This is a genomic window from Actinopolyspora mortivallis DSM 44261, assembly GCF_000384035.1.
GTDB classification, from domain to species: Bacteria; Actinomycetota; Actinomycetes; order Mycobacteriales; family Pseudonocardiaceae; genus Actinopolyspora; species Actinopolyspora mortivallis.
In genome coordinates this window covers 284,473-308,731 of record NZ_KB913024.1, presented here as the reverse complement: position 1 = coordinate 308,731, position 24,259 = coordinate 284,473, and the positions used below count along the sequence as shown (strand labels likewise).

General features: G+C 70.1%; 22 protein-coding genes. 11 read left to right on the top strand and 11 right to left on the bottom strand.

Features of this window, described 5'->3' with window-relative positions:
* The first annotated feature begins 221 nt into the window (after positions 1 to 221).
* Positions 222 to 1,802 carry an alkaline phosphatase D family protein gene (locus tag ACTMO_RS0101600; RefSeq protein ID WP_019852901.1) on the top strand — a complete coding sequence of 527 codons (1,581 nt, stop codon included), beginning with the start codon at positions 222 to 224 and terminating at the stop codon, positions 1,800 to 1,802.
* Positions 1,803 to 1,845: 43 nt separating this feature from the next.
* On the opposite strand, the gene tsaD is transcribed toward ACTMO_RS0101600, so the two are convergent.
* From tsaD to ACTMO_RS0101565, 7 genes are all read right to left on the bottom strand, one after another.
* Positions 1,846 to 2,913 (bottom strand): tRNA (adenosine(37)-N6)-threonylcarbamoyltransferase complex transferase subunit TsaD, encoded by a 1,068-nt coding sequence (gene tsaD, locus ACTMO_RS0101595; RefSeq protein ID WP_019852900.1) that lies wholly within the window; start codon positions 2,911 to 2,913, stop codon positions 1,846 to 1,848.
* Positions 2,910 to 3,452 (bottom strand): ribosomal protein S18-alanine N-acetyltransferase, encoded by a 543-nt coding sequence (gene rimI / locus ACTMO_RS0101590; RefSeq protein WP_019852899.1) that lies wholly within the window; start codon positions 3,450 to 3,452, stop codon positions 2,910 to 2,912. Before rimI ends, tsaD begins: the two co-directional genes overlap by 4 nt.
* Positions 3,449 to 4,153 (bottom strand): tRNA (adenosine(37)-N6)-threonylcarbamoyltransferase complex dimerization subunit type 1 TsaB, encoded by a 705-nt coding sequence (gene tsaB, locus ACTMO_RS0101585; RefSeq protein WP_019852898.1) that lies wholly within the window; start codon positions 4,151 to 4,153, stop codon positions 3,449 to 3,451. The genes rimI and tsaB overlap by 4 nt, the downstream gene beginning before the upstream one ends.
* Positions 4,154 to 4,275: 122 nt before the next feature.
* Complete coding sequence (locus ACTMO_RS0101580; RefSeq protein ID WP_019852897.1) at positions 4,276 to 8,109, bottom strand: glycoside hydrolase family 2 TIM barrel-domain containing protein; 3,834 nt, start codon at positions 8,107 to 8,109, stop codon at positions 4,276 to 4,278.
* A gap of 437 nt (positions 8,110 to 8,546) precedes the next feature.
* A complete protein-coding gene (alc, locus tag ACTMO_RS0101575; protein WP_019852896.1) occupies positions 8,547 to 9,728 on the bottom strand; it encodes an allantoicase in 1,182 nt (393 codons plus the stop codon).
* Positions 9,725 to 11,098: an allantoinase AllB gene (allB, locus tag ACTMO_RS0101570; protein ID WP_019852895.1), complete on the bottom strand. Its 1,374-nt coding sequence runs from the start codon at positions 11,096 to 11,098 to the stop codon at positions 9,725 to 9,727. The genes alc and allB overlap by 4 nt, the downstream gene beginning before the upstream one ends.
* 127 nt (positions 11,099 to 11,225) lie before the next feature.
* The gene (locus tag ACTMO_RS0101565; RefSeq protein WP_033401480.1) at positions 11,226 to 11,570 is read right to left on the bottom strand and encodes a GntR family transcriptional regulator; all 345 of its coding nucleotides are present in this window, start codon (positions 11,568 to 11,570) and stop codon (positions 11,226 to 11,228) included.
* A 63-nt stretch (positions 11,571 to 11,633) separates the two neighbouring features.
* Between ACTMO_RS0101565 and ACTMO_RS22735 the strand changes: the two genes are divergently transcribed.
* Positions 11,634 to 11,792: a hypothetical protein gene (locus tag ACTMO_RS22735; RefSeq protein ID WP_019852893.1), complete on the top strand. Its 159-nt coding sequence runs from the start codon at positions 11,634 to 11,636 to the stop codon at positions 11,790 to 11,792.
* Between the two features lie 86 nt (positions 11,793 to 11,878).
* Here the strand turns inward: ACTMO_RS22735 and ACTMO_RS0101555 are convergent, their stop codons facing one another.
* The 4 genes from ACTMO_RS0101555 to ACTMO_RS0101540 all read right to left on the bottom strand — a co-directional run bounded on the left by ACTMO_RS0101555 (position 11,879) and on the right by ACTMO_RS0101540 (position 16,965).
* Positions 11,879 to 13,003: a glycerate kinase gene (locus ACTMO_RS0101555; RefSeq protein WP_019852892.1), complete on the bottom strand. Its 1,125-nt coding sequence runs from the start codon at positions 13,001 to 13,003 to the stop codon at positions 11,879 to 11,881.
* 166 nt (positions 13,004 to 13,169) lie between these two features.
* Positions 13,170 to 14,864: a glyoxylate carboligase gene (gene gcl / locus ACTMO_RS0101550; protein ID WP_084791997.1), complete on the bottom strand. Its 1,695-nt coding sequence runs from the start codon at positions 14,862 to 14,864 to the stop codon at positions 13,170 to 13,172.
* Between the two features lie 277 nt (positions 14,865 to 15,141).
* Positions 15,142 to 16,020, bottom strand: coding sequence for a 2-hydroxy-3-oxopropionate reductase (locus ACTMO_RS0101545; RefSeq protein WP_019852890.1), 879 nt, complete (start codon positions 16,018 to 16,020; stop codon positions 15,142 to 15,144).
* A 147-nt stretch (positions 16,021 to 16,167) separates the two neighbouring features.
* A complete protein-coding gene (locus ACTMO_RS0101540) occupies positions 16,168 to 16,965 on the bottom strand; it encodes a hydroxypyruvate isomerase family protein (protein WP_019852889.1) in 798 nt (265 codons plus the stop codon).
* A gap of 149 nt (positions 16,966 to 17,114) precedes the next feature.
* Here ACTMO_RS0101540 and ACTMO_RS0101535 point away from each other — a divergent pair, with 149 nt between their 5' ends.
* The 9 genes from ACTMO_RS0101535 (at position 17,115) to ACTMO_RS0101495 (ending at position 24,226) form a co-directional block, all read left to right on the top strand.
* Positions 17,115 to 17,369: a thiamine-binding protein gene (locus ACTMO_RS0101535; RefSeq protein WP_019852888.1), complete on the top strand. Its 255-nt coding sequence runs from the start codon at positions 17,115 to 17,117 to the stop codon at positions 17,367 to 17,369.
* 10 nt (positions 17,370 to 17,379) lie between these two features.
* Positions 17,380 to 17,736, top strand: coding sequence for a helix-turn-helix domain-containing protein (locus ACTMO_RS0101530; RefSeq protein WP_019852887.1), 357 nt, complete (start codon positions 17,380 to 17,382; stop codon positions 17,734 to 17,736).
* Between the two features lie 367 nt (positions 17,737 to 18,103).
* Complete coding sequence (gene uraD, locus ACTMO_RS0101525) at positions 18,104 to 18,631, top strand: 2-oxo-4-hydroxy-4-carboxy-5-ureidoimidazoline decarboxylase (protein WP_019852886.1); 528 nt, start codon at positions 18,104 to 18,106, stop codon at positions 18,629 to 18,631.
* Positions 18,628 to 18,978: a hydroxyisourate hydrolase gene (uraH, locus tag ACTMO_RS0101520; protein WP_019852885.1), complete on the top strand. Its 351-nt coding sequence runs from the start codon at positions 18,628 to 18,630 to the stop codon at positions 18,976 to 18,978. Before uraD ends, uraH begins: the two co-directional genes overlap by 4 nt.
* 7 nt (positions 18,979 to 18,985) lie before the next feature.
* Positions 18,986 to 19,876: a factor-independent urate hydroxylase gene (pucL, locus tag ACTMO_RS0101515; protein WP_019852884.1), complete on the top strand. Its 891-nt coding sequence runs from the start codon at positions 18,986 to 18,988 to the stop codon at positions 19,874 to 19,876.
* Between the two features lie 172 nt (positions 19,877 to 20,048).
* Positions 20,049 to 21,476, top strand: coding sequence for a nucleobase:cation symporter-2 family protein (locus ACTMO_RS0101510; protein WP_019852883.1), 1,428 nt, complete (start codon positions 20,049 to 20,051; stop codon positions 21,474 to 21,476).
* A gap of 315 nt (positions 21,477 to 21,791) precedes the next feature.
* Positions 21,792 to 22,847 (top strand): peptidoglycan recognition protein family protein, encoded by a 1,056-nt coding sequence (locus ACTMO_RS0101505; RefSeq protein WP_019852882.1) that lies wholly within the window; start codon positions 21,792 to 21,794, stop codon positions 22,845 to 22,847.
* Positions 22,848 to 22,891: 44 nt separating this feature from the next.
* Positions 22,892 to 23,635, top strand: a complete 744-nt coding sequence (locus ACTMO_RS23850; RefSeq protein ID WP_019852881.1) for a M15 family metallopeptidase — start codon at positions 22,892 to 22,894, stop codon at positions 23,633 to 23,635.
* 96 nt (positions 23,636 to 23,731) lie between these two features.
* Positions 23,732 to 24,226 carry a DUF3995 domain-containing protein gene (locus ACTMO_RS0101495; RefSeq protein ID WP_019852880.1) on the top strand — a complete coding sequence of 165 codons (495 nt, stop codon included), beginning with the start codon at positions 23,732 to 23,734 and terminating at the stop codon, positions 24,224 to 24,226.
* The last annotated feature ends 33 nt before the right edge of the window (positions 24,227 to 24,259 follow it).

The following is a 24,259-nucleotide window of genomic DNA, read 5'->3' as shown; positions in this document are numbered from 1 at the left end:
CAACCGACGGGCCTGAAACGCCCGGAGCCCCGGAACCGGAGCGATCCACGAACCCACCCGCCGGGAGCCGTCCGCCCCGGCGGGAGAGACGGGGAACTCCACTGTGGCCCGCCCGTTGTCGGGAGTTCACCCGACGACCACCGAACACCGGTGGCGGGCGTACCCACCGGGCGAGAGGCTGTTCGGCGGTTGGTTCCCGAACATCTGTCAGGAGGAACGGGATGTCCGAATCCACCGGTTCGCACGGTTCTCTCGGCCGCCGTTCGGTGCTGCTCGGAGGGGCGGCCGCCCTCGGAGGCGCCGCTCTGGCGGGCACCGCGAACGGCATCGCCCACGCCACGGGAACTCCGGGAGCCGGAGTCGGCAGGCTGAAGCATCCGTTCAGCCTGGGCGTGGCCTCGGGAGAGCCGCTGCCCACCGGAATCGTGCTGTGGACCAGACTGGCTCCCGACCCGACCGCCCCGGACGGCGGCGGAGGCATGCCGAGCCGGAGCTACCCGGTGCTCTGGGAGATCTCCGAGGACGAGCGGTTCCGTCGTTCGGTTCGGCGCGGCCTGGCCTGGGCCAGGCCGGAGTACGCGCACAGCGTGCACGTCGAAGTGGACGGACTGCGGCCCGGAGCCGAGTACTTCTACCGCTTCCGCGTGGGCAACGAGGTCTCCCCCACCGGACGCACCCGCACCGCACCGCCGCCGGGACACCTGGGGGACCTGACCCTGTGCTTCGCCTCCTGTGCCCACTACGGACAGGGCTACTTCACCGCCTACCGCAGGATGGCCGAGGACGAGCCGGGGCTGATCCTGCACCTCGGCGACTACCAGTACGAGTATCCCGCCGCGGACGGTGACGTGCGCACCGTGCTCGGCCCGGAGACGAGGACGCTGGCCCAGTACCGCCAGCGCCACGCCCAGTACAAAACCGATCCCGACCTGCAACTGGCGCACGCGACCGCGCCCTGGCTGGTGGTCTGGGACGACCACGAGCTGGAGAACAACTGGGCCGACGAGGTCCCGGAGGAACCACAGGAGGAATTCCTCGCGCGCCGGGCGGCCGCCTTCCGGGCCTACTACGAGAACATGCCGCTGCGCTCCTCCAGCAGACCACGCGGCATCGACATGCGGCTCTACCGCCGGATCCGCTGGGGCGGGCTGGCCAACTTCCACATGCTCGACACCCGCCAGTACCGCGACGACCAGGCCTGCGGAGACGGGTTCAACGTGGAGTGCCCGGAGCGCTTCGATCCCGAGCGCAGCATCACCGGGCGGCGGCAGGAGGAGTGGATCCTCGACGGCTTCCGCACCACCCAGGCCCGCTGGGACGTGCTCGGCCAGCAGGTGTTCTTCTCCAAACTGGACCTCACCGCCGGCCCCGGCGAGGGGTACAACATGGACGCCTGGGACGGCTACGTCGCCAACCGCGACCGCATCGCCCACGCCATGGCCGACAGCAACGTCCGCAACGGCGTGGTGTTCACCGGTGACGTGCACCGGCACTGGGCGGCCGAGATCCGTGACTCCCACGAGCACCCGGACTCCCCGCCGGCGGGCACCGAATTCGTCACCACCTCGATCACCAGCGGCGGCGACGGCAGCGAGGACACCCAGCGGGGTGTGCTCGAGGACAACCCGCACGTGAAGTTCTACAAGGACCGGCGCGGCTACGTGCGCACCCGGTTCAGCGCGGACCAGCTGCGGGTGGACCACCGCGTCCTGGACCACGTGACCGAACGCGGAGCACCGGCCAGGACTGCGGCCAGTTTCGTCGTCGAGGACGGGGAACCCAGGCTGCACCGCAGGAGCTGAAGCCGTGTGGCCCGGTTCGGGGGAACCGGGCCACCACAGCGGGTCAGTACGCCACGACGGTGCTCACCGGCATACCGGGGTCCGCCGAGATACCCAGCGAGGAGGGCTCGACCCCGGTCGCCATCACGTGCGCCCCCACGGCGGCGATCATCGCGCCGTTGTCGGTGCACAGCCGGGGGCGCGGCACCCGCAGGGTGATTCCGGCCTCCGCGCACCGCTGCCTGGCCAGCGCGGACAGGCGGGAGTTCGCGGCCACACCGCCGGACAGCACCAGCGTGTCCAGACCGAGCTCGGTGGCCGCGCGCACCGCCTTGTCGGTGAGCACGTCGGCCACCGCCTCCTGGAACGAGGCGGCGATGTCGGCGATGGGCAGCTGGCGTCCCGCGTCCCTGGCCTGCTCCACCCACCGCGCCACGGCGGTCTTCAGCCCGGAGAAGGAGAAGTCGAACTTCGGGTCCCGCGGACCGGTCAACCCACGGGGGAAAGCGATCGCCTCCGGGTCCCCCTCGCGGGCGGCCCTGTCGATCGGCGGGCCACCCGGATAGGGCAGTTCCAGGATGCGTGCCACCTTGTCGTAGGCTTCACCGGCCGCGTCGTCGATCGTCGAGCCGATCTCGGTGACCTCCTCCGCGACACCGGAGACCGACAGCAGCTGGGTGTGTCCGCCGGAGACGAGCAGGGCCAGGCAGTGCCGCGGCAACGGCCCGTTCTCGAGCGTGTCCACGGCCACGTGACCGAGCAGATGGTTCACCCCGTACAGCGGGACGCCCAGCGCGGCGGCGTAGGCCTTCGCCGCCGACACGCCGACCATGAGCGCACCGGCGAGACCGGGGCCCGCCGTGACCGCGACGGCGTCCACGTCGGCCAGTCCGATCCCGGCCTCGTCCAGGGCCCGGCGCACCGTCGGCTCCATGGCCTCCAGATGCGCCCGGCTGGCGATCTCCGGAACCACTCCCCCGAACCGCGCGTGTTCGTCGACGCTGGAGGCGACCGCGTCGGCCAGCAGTCGCACCGAACCGTCCGGTTCGAGTCGCACCAGTCCCGCCCCGGTCTCGTCACACGAGGTTTCGATACCGAGCACGATCCGGCCGGGACCACCCTTCGCACTCATACCGCCTCACCTTCCTGCTCAGCCGTGCGGGGCGGACGTCGCATGGTGTAGGCGTCGGCCCCGGACGGCTGGTAGTAGCGCTTGCGCATCCCGACCACTTCGAAGTCGTGCCGCCGGTACAGCCCGATCGCGGGCTCGTTGTCCGTGCGCACCTCCAGGAACACCTGGGCACGTTCCTCGTCGGCACGAGCGAGCAACCTGCGCAGCAGCGCCCTGCCCACCCCCCGGCCCTGCGCCTGGGGGGCCACTGCGATCGTGTGCACCTCGGCCTCGGCTTTCGGCCCCCGTGCCACGAACGCCAGTCCGGCGTAGCCGATCAGCTGTTCCGCCCGGTCGTAAGCGCCGACGTAGAAGTCCCCACGGTCCAGTGCCGCCACGAACGCCCCCTCCGGCCAGGGGTCGTCGGTGGGGAACAGTTCGCGTTCCAGTTCCGCGCAGCGTGGGACGTCCCGCCTGCGGAGCTTGGCCACGAACGGAGCGGCGGCGCGTGTTTCCGTCTCCCCCGTTCCGGGGGATCCGGCGTGTCGGTGCTCCGTCACGTCCTCCCCCGCTCGGCCGTGACCGTCTTCGGGGGGCCGGGTGCTGCCGCGTCCGGTCTGCGCAGGTACATGGGCACCAGCGGGTGCGGCTCGGTGCCGGAACGCAGTTCCCGTCCGGCCGCACTCACCAGCCCCTCCGGGGAGGGATGAGCGGGATCGACCGCTTTCAGCCCCAGGTCCGGAGCGTGCGCGGCGGCCAGTTCCCCCGCCGCGGCGGCGACCGGGCTTCCCTCCAGTTTCGTGACGAGATCCCGGGGGCTGTCCACGGTGGGCGGGGTCAGCCGCCGCCGCGTTCCGAGTTCCGTGGGGGAGTCGTAGGTCGCCCAGTAGACCTCTCTGCGTCGGGCGTCGGTCAGCACCAGCACCGGGGAGTCCTCGACCACCCGGTTCGCTATGGCGTCCAGACTGCTGACGGGATACACCCTGATCCCCGCCGCGTGGCCGAGGGCGGCGGCGGTGACCATCCCCACCCGCAGTCCGGTGAACGGCCCGGGGCCGGCTCCGACGACGACGGCGTCGACCTCCCCCAGCTGGTGCCCGCTCTCCGCGAGCACGTCGAGCAGTTGGGGGGTGAGCAGTTCACCGTGGGCACGCGGATTGACCGTTGCCCGCTCGGCCAGGGACTGCGGCCGGGAGTTCGCGAACTCGACCAGTCCCGCGGTGACCGCGGGGGTCGAGGTGTCCAGCGCGATGACGAGCACGGTTGCCCAGAATACTCCCACCCCAGGTCACCGGGGGAACACGGGGGGAATTCGCCGGGTCACGCCGCCGCGCGCGGAAAGACCCGCGGCGGGGCGGGAGGGGTCCCCGCCCCGCCGGTTGCTCAGTGTGCGGTGGGCCGCAGCACCACCGAGTAGATGTGCGTGCGGTCAGGCCGCACCCGATAGCGGTCCCGCACCGGGTTCGGGGTGTCACCGAGGCCAGTGACGTCGGCGGAGACGTGCAGGGTCACGAAGGGGTCCTTCCGCAGCTGGTGGGCGAAGTCCGTGCGGTGCGCGGTGGAGTACCGGTCGGCGGAGACCGCCAGCCCGTCCCCGGCCACCGAGATCCCGGCTCGCTCACCGGACAGGTGCACCCACTCGGTGTCCACCTTCACCCCGTTGTCCTGCGGTGGCAGGAAGTCGAACCACTGCTCGTCCACGCTGCCCGACCAGCGCCCGACGTGCTGGGCGCTCCTGCGGTCGGGATAGGACTCGCCGGGACCGCGTCCGTACCAGCTCAGTTGCCCGAACGAGTCGGGCACGCGCAGCGACATCCCCACCCGGGGCAGCCACGGCAGCGAACGCATCCGCTCCCCGTAGGCCCGCACCCGGTGTTCGAGTTCGACCCGGCCACCGGCGTCGATCCGGTAGGTCCAGCGGCTGTCGAACCCGTTTCCGGAGACGTCGGGGGCCGAGGAGCGAGTGTGCACGACCACCCGGGCCCGTCCCGCTTCGTCCCGGTCCACCCGCACCGAGCGGACCTCGCTCTCCAGCCGGTCCAGTCCGACCGCGCGGAACTTCGCCTCGGCGTTCACCCCGCTCCAGTCGCTCCACTCGTTGCCGATCGGGGCACGGAATACGTCCAGTTCCGGGCCGGAGACCAACCGCCGGGCCCCGTCGGGGGACAGCGAGCTCAACGTCCCCTCGGCGCGGTCGAAGGTGTAGTCGAAGTCCGCGCCGCGGACGTGGATCTCCCGCCGCGTGCTCTCCACCGACAGTTGCCCGTCCGTCTCGGCCAGCGCGGTCGTGCCCGGTGCCGCCGGTGGCCTGCTGCCACCGGCGGCGAGCTGTTCGGAGGCCACGGGATGACCGGTCGGGATTCCCCGCGCGGCCTCGCGCAGCTCGGCCCGCAGCACCAGGAAGCGTTCCGTCCGCTCGGCCGGGGGCAGGTCGAGTTCGACCCGGCGGCTCTGCCCCGGCGGCACCGTCACGTCGATCGGACCCTCGGCCACGGTCCGGCCGTTCTCGCGCAGCTGCCAGGTCAGGTCGTAGACCGAGGTGCTCAACGTGTGGTTGAGGTTGCGCACCACGAACCGGCCGTCGGCGGCGTCGGGGGCCCCTTCGACGGTGTCGAACCGCACCGGCGCGTGGCTGTGGGCGAGTTGTTTCAGCTCCGGCTGGGGTTCGCGGTCGGCGTTCACCAGCCCGTTGGCCACGAAGGGCGAGGCTCCGTAGGTCCGGTAGCTGCCCCGCTCGCGCTGCCGGTCGAAGTTCAGCGCCAGCACCGCCCGTTCGGTCGGGTCCCTGCCCGCCACGAGCTGCCCGACGGGCAGCGCCCGGTCGTAGATCCGGGCGTTGTCGACCACGGCGTGGGCCGTGCGCCCGGCAAAGTTGTCCCGGTGTTTCTCCTGGTTGCGGCCTATGGTGACCGTGTACATGGTGTTCTGGGCGATCGTTCCGTCGTAGGGTTCGGAGGCCACCTGCTCACCGTCCAGGAACAGCCGCACCTCACTGCCGTCGTAGGTGCCGGTGACCCGGTGCCAGTTGCCCCACCAGTCCTCGGGGATCCGCACCCGCGCGGTGTGCCACTCCCCTTCGCCGTAGACGAAGAACTCGACGTGGTCCCGGTCGGGCATCTGCAACGCCCACTGCCTGTCGCCCTTGGCGAGGAAGGTGTTCGACCCCTTCCAGGAGAGCGGTTTCACCCGGATGTCCAGGGTCACTTCCCTGCCTGTGACGTCCAGTTCCGGGGCCCGGTAGGCCTGGGCCCAGTCGTCCAGACCGGACAGCTCCAGCCCCCGGCCACTCACTCCGTCCACAAGTGACGGGTTGCCGTTGACGTGGACGGGGATGTCGTTGCCCGAGGAGTCGGGCAGCACGCGCAGCGGGCGGGACAGTCCCTGGTCGACCCAGTCCCACACGAACCCGCCCCGCAGTGAGGGGTGGTTCCGGATGGTGCGCCACATGTCCTCGTAGTGGCCGAGGCTGTTGCCCATGGCGTGCAGCCACTCCCCCATCACCACGGGTTTGGTCGTGGTGCGAGCGATCTCCTCCAACGCCCCGGGCGAGGGGTAACGGGGTCCGGCCACGTCGGCGTAGGGGGCGTCGCCTCCGTGGTTGTTCGCCTGGTGGTAGAGCAGCCTGGTGGGGTCGGTGTTCCGGGCGTAGTCGGCCATGTCGTAGTGGGCCTGCCCGAGACCGGCCTCGTTGCCGGTGTCCCAGATGATCACGCTGGGATGGTTCTTGTCACGCTGGACCATCGCGGCGAACCGGTCGGCGAACGCCGCCTGCCACTCGGGGCGGTCGGCCAGGCAGTCACGTTCCGGTTCGGCCGAGCAGTCCTCCCGGTAGTGAGTCTCGATGTCGACCTCGTCGGCCAGCAGCAGCCCCTTGCGGTCGGCCAGCCGGTACCAGTAGGGGTCGTTGGGGTAGTGCGAGGTGCGCACGGCGTTGATGTTGTTGCGCCGTATCAGCTCGACGTCCTGCCGCTGGCGCCTCCTGTCGAGGGCGCGCCCGGTCTCGGGGTCGTGTTCGTGCCGGTTGACCCCCCGCAGGTGCACGGGCTCGCCGTTGAGCAGGATCCGCTCGTTCTCGGTGGTGACCTCCCGGAATCCCACCGGCTGCTGGGTGGTTTGCAGCACCGTCCCGTCGGGACCGAGCAGTTCCAGCACCACCGTGTGGAGGGCGGGGGTCTCGTCGCTCCACAGTCGGGGCGACTCCACCCTCCGGGAGAGTTCGAGCCGCGCCGAGTTCCCGTGGACCTCGGTGTCACCGGTGAACTCGGCGATCCGGGAGCCGTCGGGGTCGTACAGCTTCGCCCGGACCCGGTGGGGACCGCTGGTGCCACCGGCGACGCGGCTCAGCTCGACCCCGAGGTCGAGGGTGGCGTCGGTGTGGGAGTCGTCCAGGTCGGTGCGCACGGTCACGTCGGACATGTGGGTGCGCGGCAGGCTGTACATCCGGACGTCGCGGAAGATCCCGGACAGGTGCCAGAAGTCCATGTTCTCCAGGTAGCTGCCCGAGCCCCAGCGGTGCACGCGCACGGCGACGGTGTTCCGCTGCCCGGGGCGCAGGTGCTCGGTCACGTCGTACTCGGCCGGGGTGTAACCACCCTGGTCGTAGCCGACGTACTCGCCGTTGACCCAGACGAAGGTGCCGCTGGTGGAGCCTTCGAAACGCAGCAGTTGTCGTCTGCCGTCCCAGTCGTCGGGCACGCGGAACTCGCGGACGTAGGCCCCGGTGGGGTTGACGTCGTCGGGGACGTTCGGCGGATCGTAGGGGGCTATCTCCGAGGGGACGTTGCGGTATACCGGGTGTCCGTACCCCTGTTGTTGCCAGACTCCGGGCACGGAGATCCGGTCCCACTCCCGGGTGGAACGGCCCGTCTGCCACCTACCGTCGAGCTCCCGGTGGTGCTCGACGTAGCGGAACCGCCACTGTCCGTCCAGGGACCTGGTCCACCGCGTGGGGCGGTCCCGTTCGGCCGCGGTGTCCTGGCGGGCCGCGCGCAGCGCCTGTTCCGCGTTGTCGTAGGGACGCAGGTAGACGTGGTGGGGCTGCTGGTTCTCGCCCACCATGCCGGGGTTCTCCAGGTAGGACTCGGTCGTGACCGGGTCGGTGGGCCCGTCCGGTGGGCGTTGCGCCTGGGCCGTGGCGGGCAGCAGCGGGAGCACCACGGTCAGTACCGCCGCCGTGGCCAAACGGCCGGAGGGACGTAATCGACGTGCCCTGCCCATGGGACCTCCTGAACCAACACCGTGCGATCTTGTTTTTTCTTGTTTGACACTGTGTTTTCGGCAGGATCCTGGAGGGCGACACACGGGCGATCAAGAACTACCAGCCGGTAACCTCCGAACGGCGGAGCTCGCCGGGAAAACGGACGAACCAGACGGCCCCGGAGCGCCGGGGCGGCCGGTTTCACGCGAAACCGGCGCGTCACGGAAATCGAAAGCACAACGCCTCCGGAGCGCACTCCGGAGGCGTTGCCGCTGTGCCCGGCCCACGCCCGGCACGGGGCCCGCACAGGGTCATCGCGGATCTCACGTGCCCGGCCGCCGGGAGGCACCCGACGGCCGGGCCGACCACGAGGGACAGAGCGCGGGCACCGGTGACACAGTGGTTCCGCGAGAAACTACGGTTCCCACCGGTGCCCGCGACCGAGTGAGCCGTGGGCTCAGCTGTCCAGCAGCGCACGCAGCTGTTCGGGGAGCTCCTCCCCGAGCGGCAGCGGCCTGCGCGCGAGCAGTGCCTCGGCGGCCCCGTCGTCGAGTCCGCCGTCGGAGGTGAGCACTGCCCGCGCCTGTTCCGGCGGCATGGTGTTGAACCACCGTGCGGCCAGCTCGCGCGACCCGCTCTCGGCGGCGCGCCCGTACAACCGCAAACGGGCCATACCGCCGTCGGGGAACACGTCCAACCGCACATGGGTGACTTCCCTGCGCGCCGGAAGTCGGAAACGGTGCCGGGTGTCCGGCAGCAGCCGGGTGCGCGGCAGCAGCTCGGTCCACGCGGCGGGATCCTCCGGATCCTCCTCGCGGGCGTCGCACCCGGAGAGGGCCGCCCAGCCGGGAGCGTTGCCCTTGAAGTGGCTGGTGTCCAGCTCGGCACGGTCGACCACACCCACCGCGGCGAGTCGCACCGCGACCCAGTCGTTGCCGTCGTCCCTGCGCCGGGCCGTCTCCCAGCCCTCGCCCATCACGCGGGCCAGCCCCGGGGCCAGCAGGTTCGACGGGGAGGAGAAGAACATGTTGCTGCACCCGGTCACCGAGCCGCCGTTCTCCAGCGCGGCCAGGTCGAACCGGTCCGAGGTCCACCTCGGGTCGGCCACCGGCTCACCGTGCACCCGCAGCCGGGCCACACCCCCGTCGGGGTGCATGCACAGCCGGACGTGGGTGTAGCGGTGCGGTGGGTCCACATCGAAGACGTTCCTGGAGTGGCCCTCCACCGGGGTGGGCGGCAGGATCTCTTCCCAACCCCGCTCGTCCAGTTCGGCCGGGTCGGGATAGCCCTCCAGGGCACGCGCCTGCACCGAGACCTTCGGGGGGTAGTTGCCCTTGAAGAACGAGGTGTCCACCACGAGCCTGCGGATCAGGCCGGGCAGCCCGAGCGCGATCACCGCGTAGTCGAAGCCCGCCTCGCGTCGCCTGCGGGTCTCCCAGCCGTCGTAGATCTGTCCCTTGTGCCCGAAGCTGTAGGGCTGGTAGGTGGGCTCCTCGGGCTTGACGAGGTTCTCCCGCTCGGCGAACAGCTCGTCGTTGGCGTGTCCCACCGATCCCCCGAACACACGGGAGGCCAGGTCGGGCAGGGACGAGCGGTAGGCGTCGTTGTCGGCGGTCGCGGACCGCTGGTGCTGACTCATGCTTCTCCTCGTCTGAGCAACGTGCCCACAGGGGTGGTCTCGGCGTCCGGTCCCGCGATCCGAGTGCCGCGCAACCAGGTGGAACGCACCACCCCGGCCAGCGGGCGACCGTGGTAGGCGGTGACCGGGTTGCGGTGCCGCAGTTTCTCGGCCTCGACCACGAAGGCCTCGTCCGGCGCGAACACGCACAGGTCCGCGTCGGCTCCAACGGCGATGGCCCCCTTGGAGCGCAGCCCGGCGACCCGGGCCGGTCCGCTCGACATCCACGAGACGACGTCGGACAGCGTGAATCCGCGTGGCCGCGCCTGGGTCCAGACCGCGGAGAGTCCCAGCTGGAGGCTGGACACCCCGCCCCAGGCGACCCCGAAGTCCCCGATGTCCAGCCGTTTCAGCTCGGGCGTGCACGGCGAGTGGTCGCTGACCACGCAGTCGATCGTGCCGTCGGCCAGTCCCTTCCACAGCAGTTCGCGGTTGGTGGCCTCGCGGACCGGCGGGCAGCACTTGAACTGGGTGGCCCCGTCCGGGATCTCCTCGGAGACGAAGGACAGGTAGTGCGGGCAGGTCTCCACGGTCACCCGCACCCCGTCGGCCCGCGCGGAGGCGATCATCGGCAGTGCGTCGGAGGAGGACAGGTGCAGGATGTGCACCCGGGCGCCGGTGCGTCGGGCCAGTTCCAGCACCTGGGCGATCGCCATGTTCTCCGCCCCACGCGGTCGCGAGGCCAGAAAGTCCCGGTAGTTCTCCCCGTGGGCGCTCGGCGCGTGTTCGATCGCCGCGGAGTCCTCGGCGTGCACGATCATCATCGCGTCCAGGGCGGCCACCGTGCGCAGGGCCTGTTCCAGCTCGGTGGGGTCCAGTGGGGGGAACTCGTCCACCCCCGAGTGCAGCAGGAAGCACTTGAAGCCGTAGACCCCGCTCTCGTGCAGGCCGCGCAGTCTGTCGTGGTTGCCGTGCACCGCACCGCCCCAGAAGCCCACGTCGACGTGCACGTTGCCCTCGGCGACCTTGCGCTTGACCTCCAGCGACTCGGCGTCGATGGTGGGAGGCAGGCAGTTCAGCGGCATGTCCACGATCGTGGTGATGCCGCCCTCGGCCGCCGCGCGGGTGGCGGTGGGAAAGCCCTCCCACTCGGAACGGCCTGGGTCGTTGACGTGCACGTGGCTGTCGACCATGCCCGGCAGCAGCACCTCGTCCTCGGCGAGTTCGACCGTGCGGGCGCCGTTCATGGATGTCTCCAGGGACTCCACCGCGGCTATGCGGCCGTCGCGGACGCCCACGCTGCCGGAGGACTCCCCGTTCGGGCCGATCATCCTCCGCGCGCGGAACACGAGATCGTATTCCGGGCCGGAGGAACTGGCGGATTCGACCACCGCTGCAACCTCCCAACTAGATTTCAACAAAATGTTGAACCTCGGTGTGGCGTCCGGTCAACCCCCGTCTCCCTCGGCGAGCGCGCCGGGGACGGGACACCGCGAACGCCCCGTCGAGCAACAGGGCTCAGGACCGCCTCGTCAGCAGCGCGACCAGCTCACCGCGACTCATGCCCACTCGGGCCGCCTCGGCCAACAGTTCGTCGACCAGGTGGTTGAGCCGGGCCAGATCGGCCTCACCCACCACCACGGCGCCCCGCCCCCTGCGCAGTTCGATCAGTCCCTCACCGGAGAGCTGGCGATAGCCACGCAGCACGGTGTTGGTGTTGACGCCGAACCGGTCGGCGAGCTCACGCGCCGTCGGCAGTCGGGATCCCCTCACCAGCTCCCCGGTGGCGACGGCCCGACGCACGGCCGCCGCCACCCGCTCGTGCAACGGCCCGTCGACAGGATCTCCCAGCGAAAACTCCACAGCAGCAGTATATTTGTGCTACTTTAACTAGCACAAATAGTTATCCTCGCGTAGGAGGAACACATGGAGATCCTGGGCATCATCGGCTTCTCGATCGCGGTACTGGTGACCCCGATATACCTGGTGCTCGCCGTCAAGGGGGTGCGCTCGTTGAGTGACCTACGGGACCTGTTCGCCGGCACCCCCTACGACCGGGGAGATCAGGGCAACAGGCGGAGATGAGTGGAGGCGGCCGGGGTGGGAGGCCGTTCCCGCTCCGGCCGTGCCGCCCCACCTCCCGCACCGAGAACGGTCGTTCCCGCCCACGGTCACAGCCAGTCCTCGGCGATGTGCTCACCCAGACCGTGCAGCAACGTGGCCGCCCGCCGGATCGACAACCGCGTGTTCGGCTGCACGTGCGAGAGCGCGTACACGGCGGAGAAACCGCCCTCGCTCAGCCCGCTCGCCGACAGCGCGCACTGCCCCGCCACCGCCACGGCGGGCACCCCGGCCTTGACCGCGCGGGAGGCCACCACACCGGGCGCCTTGCCGCGCAGGGTCTGCTCGTCCAGCGCCCCCTCCCCGGTGACCACCAGAGCCGCCCCCTCCAGGTGCCGGTCGAAACCGGCCAGCTCCAGCACCACGTCACTGCCGGAACGGAACGTCGCCGACAGCACCGCCATCGCCCCGAATCCCACGCCGCCCGCGGCTCCGGCCCCGGGGCGTTCCGCGGGCGAGTGACCGCTGGCCCGTCCGACCAGCACGGCGAAGCGCTCCAGGGCGGTGTCGAGTCGGCGCACCTCCCGCTCACCGGCCCCCTTCTGGGGACCGTACACCCGGGCGGCACCGCCACTGCCGCACAACGGGTTGTCCACATCGGAGGCGAGAACGACGTCCACGGCGGACAGACGAGGGTCCAGACCGGACAGGTCCACCTCGGCCAGCCGGTCGAGCCCGCCCCCTCCCCGCGGTATCGGCACGCCCGAGCCGTCCAGGAAACGCGCTCCCAGGGCCGCGAGCATCCCGGCTCCCCCGTCGGTGGAGGCGCTGCCGCCGACACCGAGCACGACCGTACGCACTCCGCGGTCCAACGCCGCGGCGATCAGCTCACCGGTACCGAAGCTGGAGGCGGTCAACGGGTCGAACTCGCCCGGAGCCAGCAGCGCCAGCCCGGAGGCCGCGGCCAGCTCCACCACCGCGGTGTCCTCGTTGACCGCCATCTCGGCGCTCACCCGCCTGCCGGTCGGCCCGGTCACCCGCACCCGCGCGGGTTCGAACAGCCCGGTGGCCAGCGCGGCCCGCACCGTGCCGTCCCCACCGTCGGCGACGGGAACACACCGCGTCTCCACCCCCGGCACTCTGTCGCGCAGCCCGGAGGCGACCGCCTCGGCCACCTCCGGGGCGGTCAGCGATCCCTTGAACTTGTCCGGCGCGACGAGAACATGACCAGTCACAACACGCTCCGCACTCTCGGCTGGCGAGGACAGCGAAAAATCCGGGAACGGGTGCCCCCCGCCATTGAGCCCGGCACCGACGCGGGGGGCACCCGGGGCCACCCACCGTACGGCGGACGACCCGGTACGGACGCCCCGCGAACACGCGGGGCGACGACTCGGGGAGTCAGTCGAGGGGCTCGGGCTCCTTCATCGCGTCGATGCGCACGCCGTTGGCGGTGTTGGCCTCCCGCTCGATCATCACCTCGACCAGCACCGGCCTGCTCGTGGCCACGGCCTCCTTGCGGGCCCACTCGATGGTCTCGCGCAGATCACCGGGCTCGAACACCCGACGACCGGAGCAGCCGTAGGCCTCCATCACCTTGACGTTGTCGGTGCCGTGCTCGTCGTAGTGCAGGTCGACCTCGGTGTTCATCCCGTAGCCCTCCTCGGCCATCCGGATCAGACCGAGGTACTCGTTGTTCAGCATGATGATCACGAAGCCGATGTCGTACTGCGCGGCCACGGCGAGCTCCTCCACCAGGAACTGGAAGGAGTAGTCCCCGACCACCGAGACCACCTCGGCCTCCGGCCGGGCGGACTTGACCCCGATCGCGGCGGGGACCTCCCAGCCGAGCGGCCCGGCCTGCCCACACACCTGGTAGTGCCGGGGCTTGTGGGTGCGCTGGAACTGCCCGGACCAGATCTGGTACAGCCCGATGGCGGTGGTGAAGTAGGTGTCCGGCCCGAAGATCTCGTTGATCTCCTTGAACACCCGGGGTGCCTTGATGGGCACCGCGTCGTAGTCCTCGGGCCGGGTGTGGGTCTTCTTCAGCTCGTTGACGCGGTCCACCCAGGAGCGGTAGCGCGGCCCGGCCCCGCGAGCACGGGCCGTCTCCAGCACGGCGTCCAGGAAGGGGCCGGTGTCGGAGACCACGCCCAGGTCCGGCCCGAAGACCTTGCCGAGCTGGGTCGGATCGATGTCGACGTGGATGAACCGGCGCTGCCCCCGGTAGACGTCCAGCGCACCGGTGTGCCGGTCGCCGAAGCGCGCGCCCAGCGCCAGCACGAGGTCGGACTCCAGGAAGGACTGGTTGCCGTAGCGCTGACTGGTCTGGATACCGGTCATCCCCGCCCACAGCTCGTGGTCCTCGGGGAAGGAACCCTTACCCATCAGGGTGACCTGCACCGGGATCCCGAGCAGTTCGGCCACCTCACGCAGCTTCTCGTGGGCCTCGCCGAGCACCACACCCCCGCCGGCCAGGATCAACGGACGCTGGGCCTGCTCCAGCATGTCCAGGGCCCGCTCCACCCTCGGCTGGTGGGGCTCCACGCGCTGCACCGGCAGGGGCGCGTCGATGTCGGGGTCCCACTCGATCTCCTGCTGCTGGACGTCCAGCGGCAGGTCCACCAGCACCGGCCCCTGGCGTCCGGACCGGGCGGTCCGGAACGCCTCCCGGAAGATCCACGGCGCCTGGGCGGCCTCCTTGACCTGCACCGCCCACTTGGTGACCGGGCGGGCCACCTCGACGATGTCCACCGCCTGGAAGGCCTCCTGGTGGAGCTTGGTGGACACGGCCTGTCCGGTGATACACAGCATCGGGACCGAGTCGGCCTGGGCGGTGTAGAGCCCGGTGATCATGTTCGTGCCCGCGGGCCCGGAGGTCCCGATGGCGACACCGACCCTGCCGTTGGTGCGCGCCCAGCCGTCGGCCATGTGGGTCGCGCCCTCCTCGTGGCGCACGGTGCGGTGCCGGATCTGGCGGTGTTCCAGCGCCTGGTACAGCGGCAGGATCGCCGCTCCTGGACAACCGAAGGCGACGTCCACCCCCTCGGATTCGAGGACGTCGACGACGGCCTGCATGACGGGAACTTTCGGCATGGTGCAAACGACCTCTTTCGCGGCGAAAACCCGAGCCGGCGCGGTTGCCTTCCCCCACAGCCGGGTGCGAGGCTTTCGCGGTGACGCTCGGTGCGGTGATCCTTCGACGACACCGGCGCGTGTCCGCACGCACCGGTTCTGCTTGCTGACCGGGTGTCCGGTGGGCGGGTGGCCCGATGCTTGGCGGCGCTGAGCCACCCGCTCCACCGTGTTCCTCTCCGACCGGCCGCAGCCGGAGCCCGCGGCCGGATCCTCGGCACCCCGGGGGTGCCTGCGCTCACTCCGTTCCGTTGAGGCGGGCGATCTGCCGGAACAACCCGGAGTGGTCCAGCGAACCGTCGCCCTGGGCGACGGCGGCGGCCACCAGCTGCGCCACGAGGCTTGCCACCGGGGTGGAGACCCCGGACTCGCGGGCCGCGCTCTGCACGATGCCCAGGTCCTTGTTGTGCAGTTCGATCCGGAAGCCCGGTTTGAAGGTGCGTTCGCGCATCCCGCGGTTCTTGGCGTCGAGCACCTTGCTGCCCGCCAGACCTCCGCCGAGCACCTGGAAGGCGGACTCGGTGTCCACGCCGTGGGCCTCCAGGAAGACCAGCGCCTCGGCGACCAGGGCGATGTTTCCGGCCACGATCAGCTGGTTGGCGGCCTTGACGGTCTGTCCCGAACCGGCCGGTCCGACGTGCACCACGGTCTTGCCGACCACGTCGAACACCTCACCGGCGGCGGCGAAGGCCTCGGCCTCACCACCGACCATGATGGACAGGGCCCCGTCGATGGCTCCCTGTTCGCCACCACTGACCGGGGCGTCCAGCGCACGCACCCCACGCTGTGCCGCCCGCTCGGCGACGGTGCGGGAGACCTCGGGGCGGATGGTGCTGCAGTCGATCAGCAGGGCCCCGCTCCTGGCGTGGGCGAGCACTCCGTCCTCGCCGAGGACCACGTTCTCCACGTCCGGCGAGTCGGGCAGCATCGTGATGATCACGTCGGCGTCGGAGACCGCCTCGGCGACGTCCCGGGCGCCCTTGCCACCGGCGGCGACCAGCTTCTCCACCTTGGCGCTGCTGCGGTTGTAGCCGGTCACCTCGTAGCCCGCCTCGACGAGGTTGGCCGCCATCGGGCCACCCATGATGCCGAGTCCCACGAATCCGATCCTGGTCATCCTCGTTCCTTCCCTTGGGTCTCACAGTGTGTTCCCGCCGTGGTGAAGCGGCCTCCGGGCGGTCCGCACCCGGCGCCGCGTTCCCGTTCCCGCCGGGGCACGGGCTTTCCCGAGGCGTCCGTGCCCACCGGCCAGGGGACTCGGGGCTCACCTCATCCAGCCGAAGCTGTCGGCGCTGGCCCCGCTGGGCTTGTACTCGCAGGCGACGTAGCCGCGGTAGCCGGCCTTCTCCAGCCGGGCAAAGTAGTCGGCGAAGTCCACCTCGCCCGTCCCGGGCTCGTTGCGCCCCGGTGCGTCGGCGATCTGCACGTGTCCGATCCGGTCGGCGTAGCGGTCGATGGCCGCCGCCGGGTCGTCCCCGTTCGTGATCAGGTGGTAGAGGTCGAAGAGCAGCCGCAGGTTCTCGACCCCACCCGCCTGGTGCACCCGGTCGATGACGCTCACCGCGTCGGCCGCCGTCTTCAGCGGGTAGGTGGGGGTGCCGCTCACCGGCTCGATCAGCACGGTTCCGTCGACGCGGGCCGCCCCCTTCGCGGCGGTGATCAGGTTCTCCACGGCGGTGGTGTCCTGGTCGGCGGGCAGCATCCCCTCGATGCGGTTGCCGTAGAGGGCGTTGAACGCCCTGCACCCCAGCCGGGCTCCGATTCCCACCGCCACGTCGACGTTGTCGGCGAACTCGGAGGAGCGTTTCGGGTGCGAGAGCACCCCCCGGTCACCGGCGGGCATGTCCCCGGCGAAGAAGTTCAGCCCCACCAGGGAGACCCCGGCCTCGTCGACCGCCCGGACGAACCTGTCCACCTCGCCGTCGCTGGGAACGGCCTCGCTGAAGGGCCACCAGAACTCGATCGCGTCGAAACCGGCGGCCTTGGCCGCGGCCGGGCGGGACAGCACGTCGAGCTCGGTGAACAGGATCGAGGTGTTGACGGCGTACGGGAAGCGATGCATCCGTGCCCCCTACTTATTTCACGAAGTGAAACTTTTATTTCGTACAGCGATAGAATAATCAGCGTCCTCGGCAGGGTCAACACCGTTGCCGCCGGAGGGGCTACCGTGGCGCCCCGTACGAGAGAGTCCGACGAAGCGGCAGGTGCCCGATGAACCTCAGAGCCGAGTTCACGACGGAACCCTTCGAAGGGGAGGGCGAGCCACCCAGCCATGCCGCCATCGCGCGGGACGTCCTGCGCGAGTCCGGCCTCGATCCCGAGTTCGGACCGTTGGGCACCGCGATCAGCGGTGAACGGGGCGCCGTGCTGGCCGCGCTCTCCCGGGTGATGGAGCGGGCACTCGACGCGGGCGCCGACCGGATCACCATGCAGGTCACCGTCGAGGACGAATCCCAGGACAGTTGAGGTTATCCGCGTGCATCCGCTGACATCAGCGATTCAGCCCCTGCTCAGCCGAATCGGGGCCACCACCGTTCCCGTGGAGGAGCGCGAACCCGGCGACGTGCTGCTCTACTGGCAGGGCAGCCCGGTGGTGGCGGTCCGCCTGCCCGAGGAGGAGATCACCAGCGCCCTGGACAGGGTGATCGCCCAGGTCGAATCCGAACTCGGCGGCAAGCTGGCCGACCTCTCCCGGGCGGACAAACAGCGGGCGGTCCGCCTCCTGGAGGAGCGCGGAGCCTTCACCCTGCGCAAGTCGGCGGAGTCGGTGGCCAGGGCGCTGGGGGTCAGCCGCTTCACCGTGTACAACTACCTGAACCGCGAACGCTCCTGACCCGCGCGGCGGCGCCCCTTCCACGCTCCCGCCCGGAACACTCCGGCACACCCTGAGGCGCCCCGGCGGTGTTCTCCCGGGAGTCCACCCGCCCCGCCGGACCTCGCCCCTCGCTCGGAGCGGCACCGCTTCGCGCCTCAGCGGGACCGCGCTGCCGCCGAACGGAGCAGGAACAACGGAGCGTTCCGGACGAAGCACGTACCGGAACTGTGCGCCCGTTGTGCGGACGCACAGTTCTCCACCAGCAGATTTCAACAAAGTGTTGACACCCACGCGGGGGCGGACTTAGCTTTTGCCCTCAACCGCTCCGAGGGGACATTCAGGTGAACCCGAGGAGAACAACCACGCGAACCGTGGGGTTTTGCCAATGTCAGCACCATCTTCCACCGGAGCCGGGCCGGGGCTGGCCAGACTGAACAACCTGCCCCGTCCGGAGCTGGTCAAACAGCTGTTGGCGTGCCTGGACGTGCGACGCTGGGCCAACGAGATCGCCGACCGGCGGCCCTACCGGTCGGACGAGGAACTCTACGAGGTGGCCGACCGGGCCGCCTCCGACCTCACCGAGGACGAGATCCACTCCGCGCTGGCCGCCCACCCGCGCATCGGACAGCGTTCCACCGGCAAGGACACCGCGGCCTCCTGGTCCCGTCGCGAGCAGTCCGGGGTCGACGCGGACGACACCCAGCTCGCCGTGGAGCTGGCCGAGGCCAACGAGGAGTACGAACGCCGGTTCGGACACGTCTACCTGGTGTGCGCCAGCGGCCGCAGCGGGCGGGAACTGCTGGAGATCCTGCGTTCCCGACTGGACAACGACCCGGCTACCGAGATGCGCGTCGTCGCCGACGAACTGCGCAAGATCGCACGACTACGACTGGCGAGAGTGATCGAAGCGTGAGCGAGACAAGCACGAGTGCCGTCACCACACACGTCCTCGACTCCTCCCGGGGACTGCCCGCGGCGGGGGTGGCCGTCACGCTGGAGCAGGCCTCCGGACAGACGTGGAACCACCTCGGTGACTCGGTGACCAACGAGGACGGCAGGGTCAGGCGGCTCGGACCGAGCCGCCTGAGCGAGGGCACCTACAGGTTGACCTTCGAAACCGGAGCCTACTTCCGGGAACTGGGCGTCGACTCCTTCTACCCCCAGGTGCAGATCACCTTCCGCATCGCGGATGCGGAGCAGCACTACCACGTGCCGCTGTTGCTGAGCCCGTTCGCATATTCCACCTACCGAGGGAGCTGATCAGCTCATGGGCATCGTCATGGGCCCCAACCAGTACGGAAAGTCCGAGTGCCGCATCGTCACCGTCAACCGGGACAGCAGCAGGCACAGCATCAAGGACCTCAACGTGAGCACCTCGCTGCGCGGTGACTTCGACGACACCCACCACACCGGCGACAACGCCAAGGTGCTGCCCACCGACACCCAGAAGAACACGGTCTACGGCCTGGCGAAGGAACAGTCGGTCGGCGAGATCGAGGACTTCGCCATGCGGCTCGGACGGCACTTCGTCGACACCCAGCCGCCGGTGACCGGGGCGCGGATCCTCATCGACGAGTACTCCTGGGAACGCATCCCGGTCGGTGGGGCGGGACACGACCACTCCTTCGCCCGCTCCAGCGACGAGAAGCGCACCACCGCGGTGACCATCGACGGCTCGGAGACCCACGTCGTCTCCGGACTCAAGGACCTCGTGGTCCTCAAGTCCACGGGTTCGGAGTTCTGGGGCTACCCCAAGGACCGGTTCACCACGCTGGCCGAGACCGACGACCGCATCCTGGCCACGGCCGTGACCGCCCGCTGGCGTTACCTGAGCACCGACCTGGACTGGGCGAAGAGTTTCGAGGCTGTCCGCGAGATCCTGCTCGAAACCTTCGCCACCACGCACAGCTACGCGTTGCAGCAGAGCCTGTACGCCATGGGCAAGGCGGTGCTGGAGAAGCGCCCCGAGGTGGCCGAGGTGCGGATGTCCCTGCCGAACAAGCACCACTTCCTCGTCGACCTCGACAGGTTCGGACTGGACAACGACAACGAGGTCTTCTTCGCGGCGGACCGTCCCTACGGACTCATCGAGGGAACCGTCACCAGGGACGACGTGGACCCGGCCCCGGCGGCCTGGTACAGCCTCCCCGAATTCTGATCCGGTTCCCGGGGCCGTCGGAAAACCACCGACGGCCCTATTGTTTTCCTCCGAAACATTTCTTCGTTCCGGAAACAAGAAATTAACCGGAATCCGACCCTCGATCCGAGACCAAGAATCCAGAATTGATTTAGCAGCAGTATACTATCTTCTCCGCGCTCAGGAGTCCCCTATGCCACTGTTCCTCACCAGGCGCAATCGCGGCACCAGGAACGGAAGAGAGAACATCCATCCCGTGGACGAGATGCTGCCCGCCGGCAAACTGTTCGCCTACGGTGTGCAGCACATCGCCGCGATGTACGCGGGCGTGGTGGCACCCCCACTCATCATCGGCCAGGCTCTCGAACTCGACCCGCTGGACATGACCCTGCTGATCGGCGCGAGCCTGCTCACGGCCGGGCTGGCGACCCTGCTGCAGGCGATCGGCGTGTGGCGTATCGGGGCACGCATGCCGTTCGTCAACGGCGTCACCTTCGGCTCGGTGGCCCCCATCCTGGCCATCGTCGCCCAGCACGACCAGCAACAGGCCCTCTCCGTGGTGTACGGATCGGTGCTGATAGCGGGCATCCTCGCCTTCATCGCGGCTCCCTACTTCTCCCGGCTCGTCCGTTTCTTTCCCCCGCTGGTCAACGGAACCGTGATCACCCTGATCGGGTTGTCGCTGTTCCCGGTGGCCATCGGCTGGATCGCGGGACAGGACTCCGAGGCTGCGGACTTCGCCTCGCCCCTGCGCGTCGGTCTCGGAGCGGGCACCTTCCTGCTGGTGCTCGTGCTCAACAGGGTGCTGACCGGTTTCCTGAACCGGATCGCCCTGCTCATCGGACTGATCATCGGCACGCTCGTGGCCTGGCCCCTGGGAGCGGTGGACACCGGCACCTTCGCGAGTGCGCCGATCTTCGACGTGCCGATGCCCTTCGAAATGGCCTCCCCCGCCTTCAACCTCTCGGCCACCATCTCCATCTGCGTGGTGATGCTGGTCGCCATGATGGAGAGCACCGCGGACATGATCGCCCTCGGTGAGATCGTCGACCGCCCCGCGGGTGAGAAGACCATCGCGGCCGGGCTGCGCGCCGACGGCGCGGGCAGCGCGCTCAGTGCGGTGTTCGGCGGTTTCACCTGTAGCGCGTTCGCGCAGAACATCGGTCTGGTCGCGCTGACCAGGGTCAAGAGCCGCTTCGTGGTGGCCGCCGCCGGTGGTGTGCTGATCCTGCTGGGACTGTTCCCCATCGCGGGCGCGGTCGTCTCCCTGGTGCCCAAACCCGTGCTGGGCGGCGCCGCGCTGGTGCTGTTCGGGTCGGTCGCGGCCAGCGGCATGAAGACACTGGCCAAGGCCGACCTGGGCGACTCACTCAACGCGCTGGTGGTGGCCGGTTCTCTCGGGATCGGCATGATCCCGATCGTCTCCCCGAACTTCTACGAGCACTTCCCAGCGGCCCTGCGCACCGTTCTCGACTCGGGCATCAGCACCGGCTGCCTGGTGGCCCTGGCGCTGAACCTGCTGTTCAACGGCCTCCGCGGTTCGGAAACCTCCGAGGAGGAAAGCACCCCCGTCGGATCCGAGGAACCCGGCTCCCCCGGAACCGTCACCGCGGGAGCGTAACCCGCCGAGAAGCCGGACCTCCCGCCGTTCGGAGGCTCCGGGGTGTTTCCCACGGGCCCGGCCACGGCCGGGCCCGTCCTCGTGTCGTGTTCCCGGGACACCGCCGCTGGTCCGGAGGAGGCAACGCACTCGGCCGGACGTCCGAGAATTCGGCGGATTCCCGCCCATCGTCTTGTTGACCTCCTCCCGCTCCGGGAAGAATCCCCTTCGACGAACGCAGAACCGAAAATCGTCCACTCGCGAGCACCGTCGTCCGAGCCCGTTCCACCCGGCCCCTCGGCCGCGCTCGCCCGTTTCCGGTTCGTTGGAGGGGCAATGCCCGGTCCGTCCCACGGGGCGCACGGCCCGAACAGACGTGGCTTCCTGTACACGGCACTCGCCGGGATGGGGGTGCTGGCGCTGCCCGACACCGGCCTCGCCGCTGTCGACGGAACACCGGAGATCGCCGGCACCGAGGCATGGGGGGCCCGCCCGCCGAGCGCGGCGATCGAGACGCTCGGACACGCTCCCCGCAGGATCGTCATCCACCACACCGCCACCCCCAACAGCACCGACTACTCCCGACAGCACGCCTTCCGCCTGGCCCGGTCCATCCAGGACCACCACATGGACACCAACGGGTGGATCGACACCGGCCAGCACTTCACGCTCAGCCGGGGCGGCCACGTCACCGAGGGCAGACACCACAGCCTGTCCGCGCTCGGCCGGTCGCGGCACGTGGTCGGCGCCCACGCGTTCGGCCAGAACCGGCTCGCCCTGGGCATCGAGAACGAGGGCACCTACGACACCGTGGAACCACGACGGGAGCAGTACACGAGGCTGGTCGAGCTGTGTGTCCTGCTGTGCGGCGAGTACGGCATCGGAGCCCACGAGATCCACGGCCACCGGGACTTCAACGCCACCGGTTGCCCCGGAGACCGCCTCCACGCGCTGCTGCCCCGGCTGCGCCGGGACGTGGCCGCCGAGATCGGCGGGGATCCCACCGGGCTGAGCTGGCCGCTGGTGCGCCCCGACGACACCGGGGAACGGGTCCGAACCGTGCAGTACCTGATGAACGAGCACGGCGCCTCCCTGAGCACCGACGGCGTCTACGGGCCCGCCACGGAGAGCGCCGTGCGGGAGTTCCAACGCGCCGTCGGAGCCATCGTCGACGGGCTGGCGGGCCACCAGACGTGGAACCAGGCGATCCGCCGGCGGCGCGACGGCGACAGCGGATCCGCCGTGCGGGCGGTCCAGCACCGACTCTCGATCACCGTGGACGGCCTGTTCGGACCGGACACCACCACCGCCGTGCGGAGGTTCCAGTCCGAGCGCGGCCTGGTGGTCGACGGGATCGTGGGCAGCCGCACCTGGGAGGCGTTGGCCGGGTGAGCCCGGCACGGAAAGGACCACGACGGTCACACGAGGAGGCGAGTATGCGAGGAAGAGCTCGTGCCGCGCTCGGGTTGCTCGGCGCGTTCACCCTGGGCCTGGGGCTGCTCGGAGGTCTCGGGGCGGTGAACGCCCCCGAGGCGGCCGCCGACGGCTGTTACACGTGGGACCGCACCCTCAGCCGGGGCGACAGCGGTTCCGACGTCCGCGAACTCCAGGTCCGCGTGGCCGGCTGGGCCTCCTCCGGGGACCCGGTGGACGTCGACGGGGTCTACGGCCCGGAGACCGCGGCCGCGGTGCAGCGTTTCCAACGCGGCTACGGACTCTCCGTGGACGGGATCGCCGGACCCGAGACCTTCGGCAAGGTCTACGAACTCCAGGACGCCGACTGCACCCCGGCCCACTTCTCCTGGGGGGAGTTCACCTCCGGGGACGGCAGCGGGTTCTCCGGGGGCAACACCAGCACCTCGAACGTGCGCACGAACGTGCTGCGCACCATGTGGAAACTGGAGGCGCTGCGGCACAAGCTGGGGGACCGCCCGCTGTACGTCAGTTCCGGGTTCCGCAGCGTCTCGCACAACGACGACGTCGGCGGGGCCCCGAACAGCAAGCACACCTACGGAACCGCCGCCGACCTGACGGGAGCCCCGTCACTGTGCGAACTGGCCCGCCAGGCCCGTGACTCCGGCTTCAACGGCATCATCGGGCCGGGAGCGCCGGGACACGGTGACCACACCCACCTGGACACCCGGTCGAGTCGCTACTGGAACGCGCCGAGCTGCTTCTGACTCCGCCCGGAGCCCGCGGACACCGACGGGAGGACGACCGTGTCACGTTATGTGGCGCGGTCGTCACCACGCGGGAAGGCCGATAGGCTTCGCCCCGTGAGGGGCACCGGAGGAGGCCGCCACCACCTGCCGCACCGTCTGGCGCTGGTGTGGGCGCTGCTGTTCGCCGCGCTGAACGTGTTCTGGGCCTTCGGCGGGCGCACCGGAACGCACCCGCTGGAGACCTCCGATCCCGCCCCCGCCTTCGTGCTGGCCAACCTCGGGGCGGCACTGCTCAAAGGGGGAATCGGTGTCGTCGCGTGGCTGGCCACCCGCCGGTGGCGACGGCGCGTGGTGCGCGGGGGGCTCGCGCTGCTGCTCTGGATCTCCGGGGTGGTGTGCGCGCTGTACGGCCTGTTCGGGCTGGTGGGCAACGCTCTGGTGCTGGCCGGGATCCTGCCGGGCGGGGAGGGGGCCGGGCACTGGTACTGGTACTACGTGCTGCTCTGGGATCCCTACTGGGTGCTGGGCGGGGCGTTGCTGCTGGCCGCGGCCGTGCGCTCCGGCGAGCCCCGGGAAAGCGGTGAGGCGCTCGGGGGAAGGATGTTCTGACCGACCGGCGGTCCCGATCGGCCTGGGGCGGCG

Excerpts from the sequence above, each read along its gene's own strand:
- ACTMO_RS0101600 (WP_019852901.1), top strand. The coding sequence starts at position 222 with ATGTCCGAATCCACCGGTTCGCACGGTTCTCTCGGCCGCCGTTCGGTG.
- tsaD (WP_019852900.1), bottom strand. The coding sequence starts at position 2,913 with ATGAGTGCGAAGGGTGGTCCCGGCCGGATCGTGCTCGGTATCGAAACC.
- ACTMO_RS0101580 (WP_019852897.1), bottom strand. The coding sequence starts at position 8,109 with ATGGGCAGGGCACGTCGATTACGTCCCTCCGGCCGTTTGGCCACGGCG.
- alc (WP_019852896.1), bottom strand. The coding sequence starts at position 9,728 with ATGAGTCAGCACCAGCGGTCCGCGACCGCCGACAACGACGCCTACCGC.
- ACTMO_RS22735 (WP_019852893.1), top strand. The coding sequence starts at position 11,634 with ATGGAGATCCTGGGCATCATCGGCTTCTCGATCGCGGTACTGGTGACC.
- gcl (WP_084791997.1), bottom strand. The coding sequence starts at position 14,864 with ATGCCGAAAGTTCCCGTCATGCAGGCCGTCGTCGACGTCCTCGAATCC.
- ACTMO_RS0101545 (WP_019852890.1), bottom strand. The coding sequence starts at position 16,020 with ATGACCAGGATCGGATTCGTGGGACTCGGCATCATGGGTGGCCCGATG.
- ACTMO_RS0101540 (WP_019852889.1), bottom strand. The coding sequence starts at position 16,965 with ATGCATCGCTTCCCGTACGCCGTCAACACCTCGATCCTGTTCACCGAG.
- ACTMO_RS0101535 (WP_019852888.1), top strand. The coding sequence starts at position 17,115 with ATGAACCTCAGAGCCGAGTTCACGACGGAACCCTTCGAAGGGGAGGGC.
- uraD (WP_019852886.1), top strand. The coding sequence starts at position 18,104 with ATGTCAGCACCATCTTCCACCGGAGCCGGGCCGGGGCTGGCCAGACTG.
- pucL (WP_019852884.1), top strand. The coding sequence starts at position 18,986 with ATGGGCATCGTCATGGGCCCCAACCAGTACGGAAAGTCCGAGTGCCGC.
- ACTMO_RS0101510 (WP_019852883.1), top strand. The coding sequence starts at position 20,049 with ATGCCACTGTTCCTCACCAGGCGCAATCGCGGCACCAGGAACGGAAGA.
- ACTMO_RS0101505 (WP_019852882.1), top strand. The coding sequence starts at position 21,792 with ATGCCCGGTCCGTCCCACGGGGCGCACGGCCCGAACAGACGTGGCTTC.
- ACTMO_RS23850 (WP_019852881.1), top strand. The coding sequence starts at position 22,892 with ATGCGAGGAAGAGCTCGTGCCGCGCTCGGGTTGCTCGGCGCGTTCACC.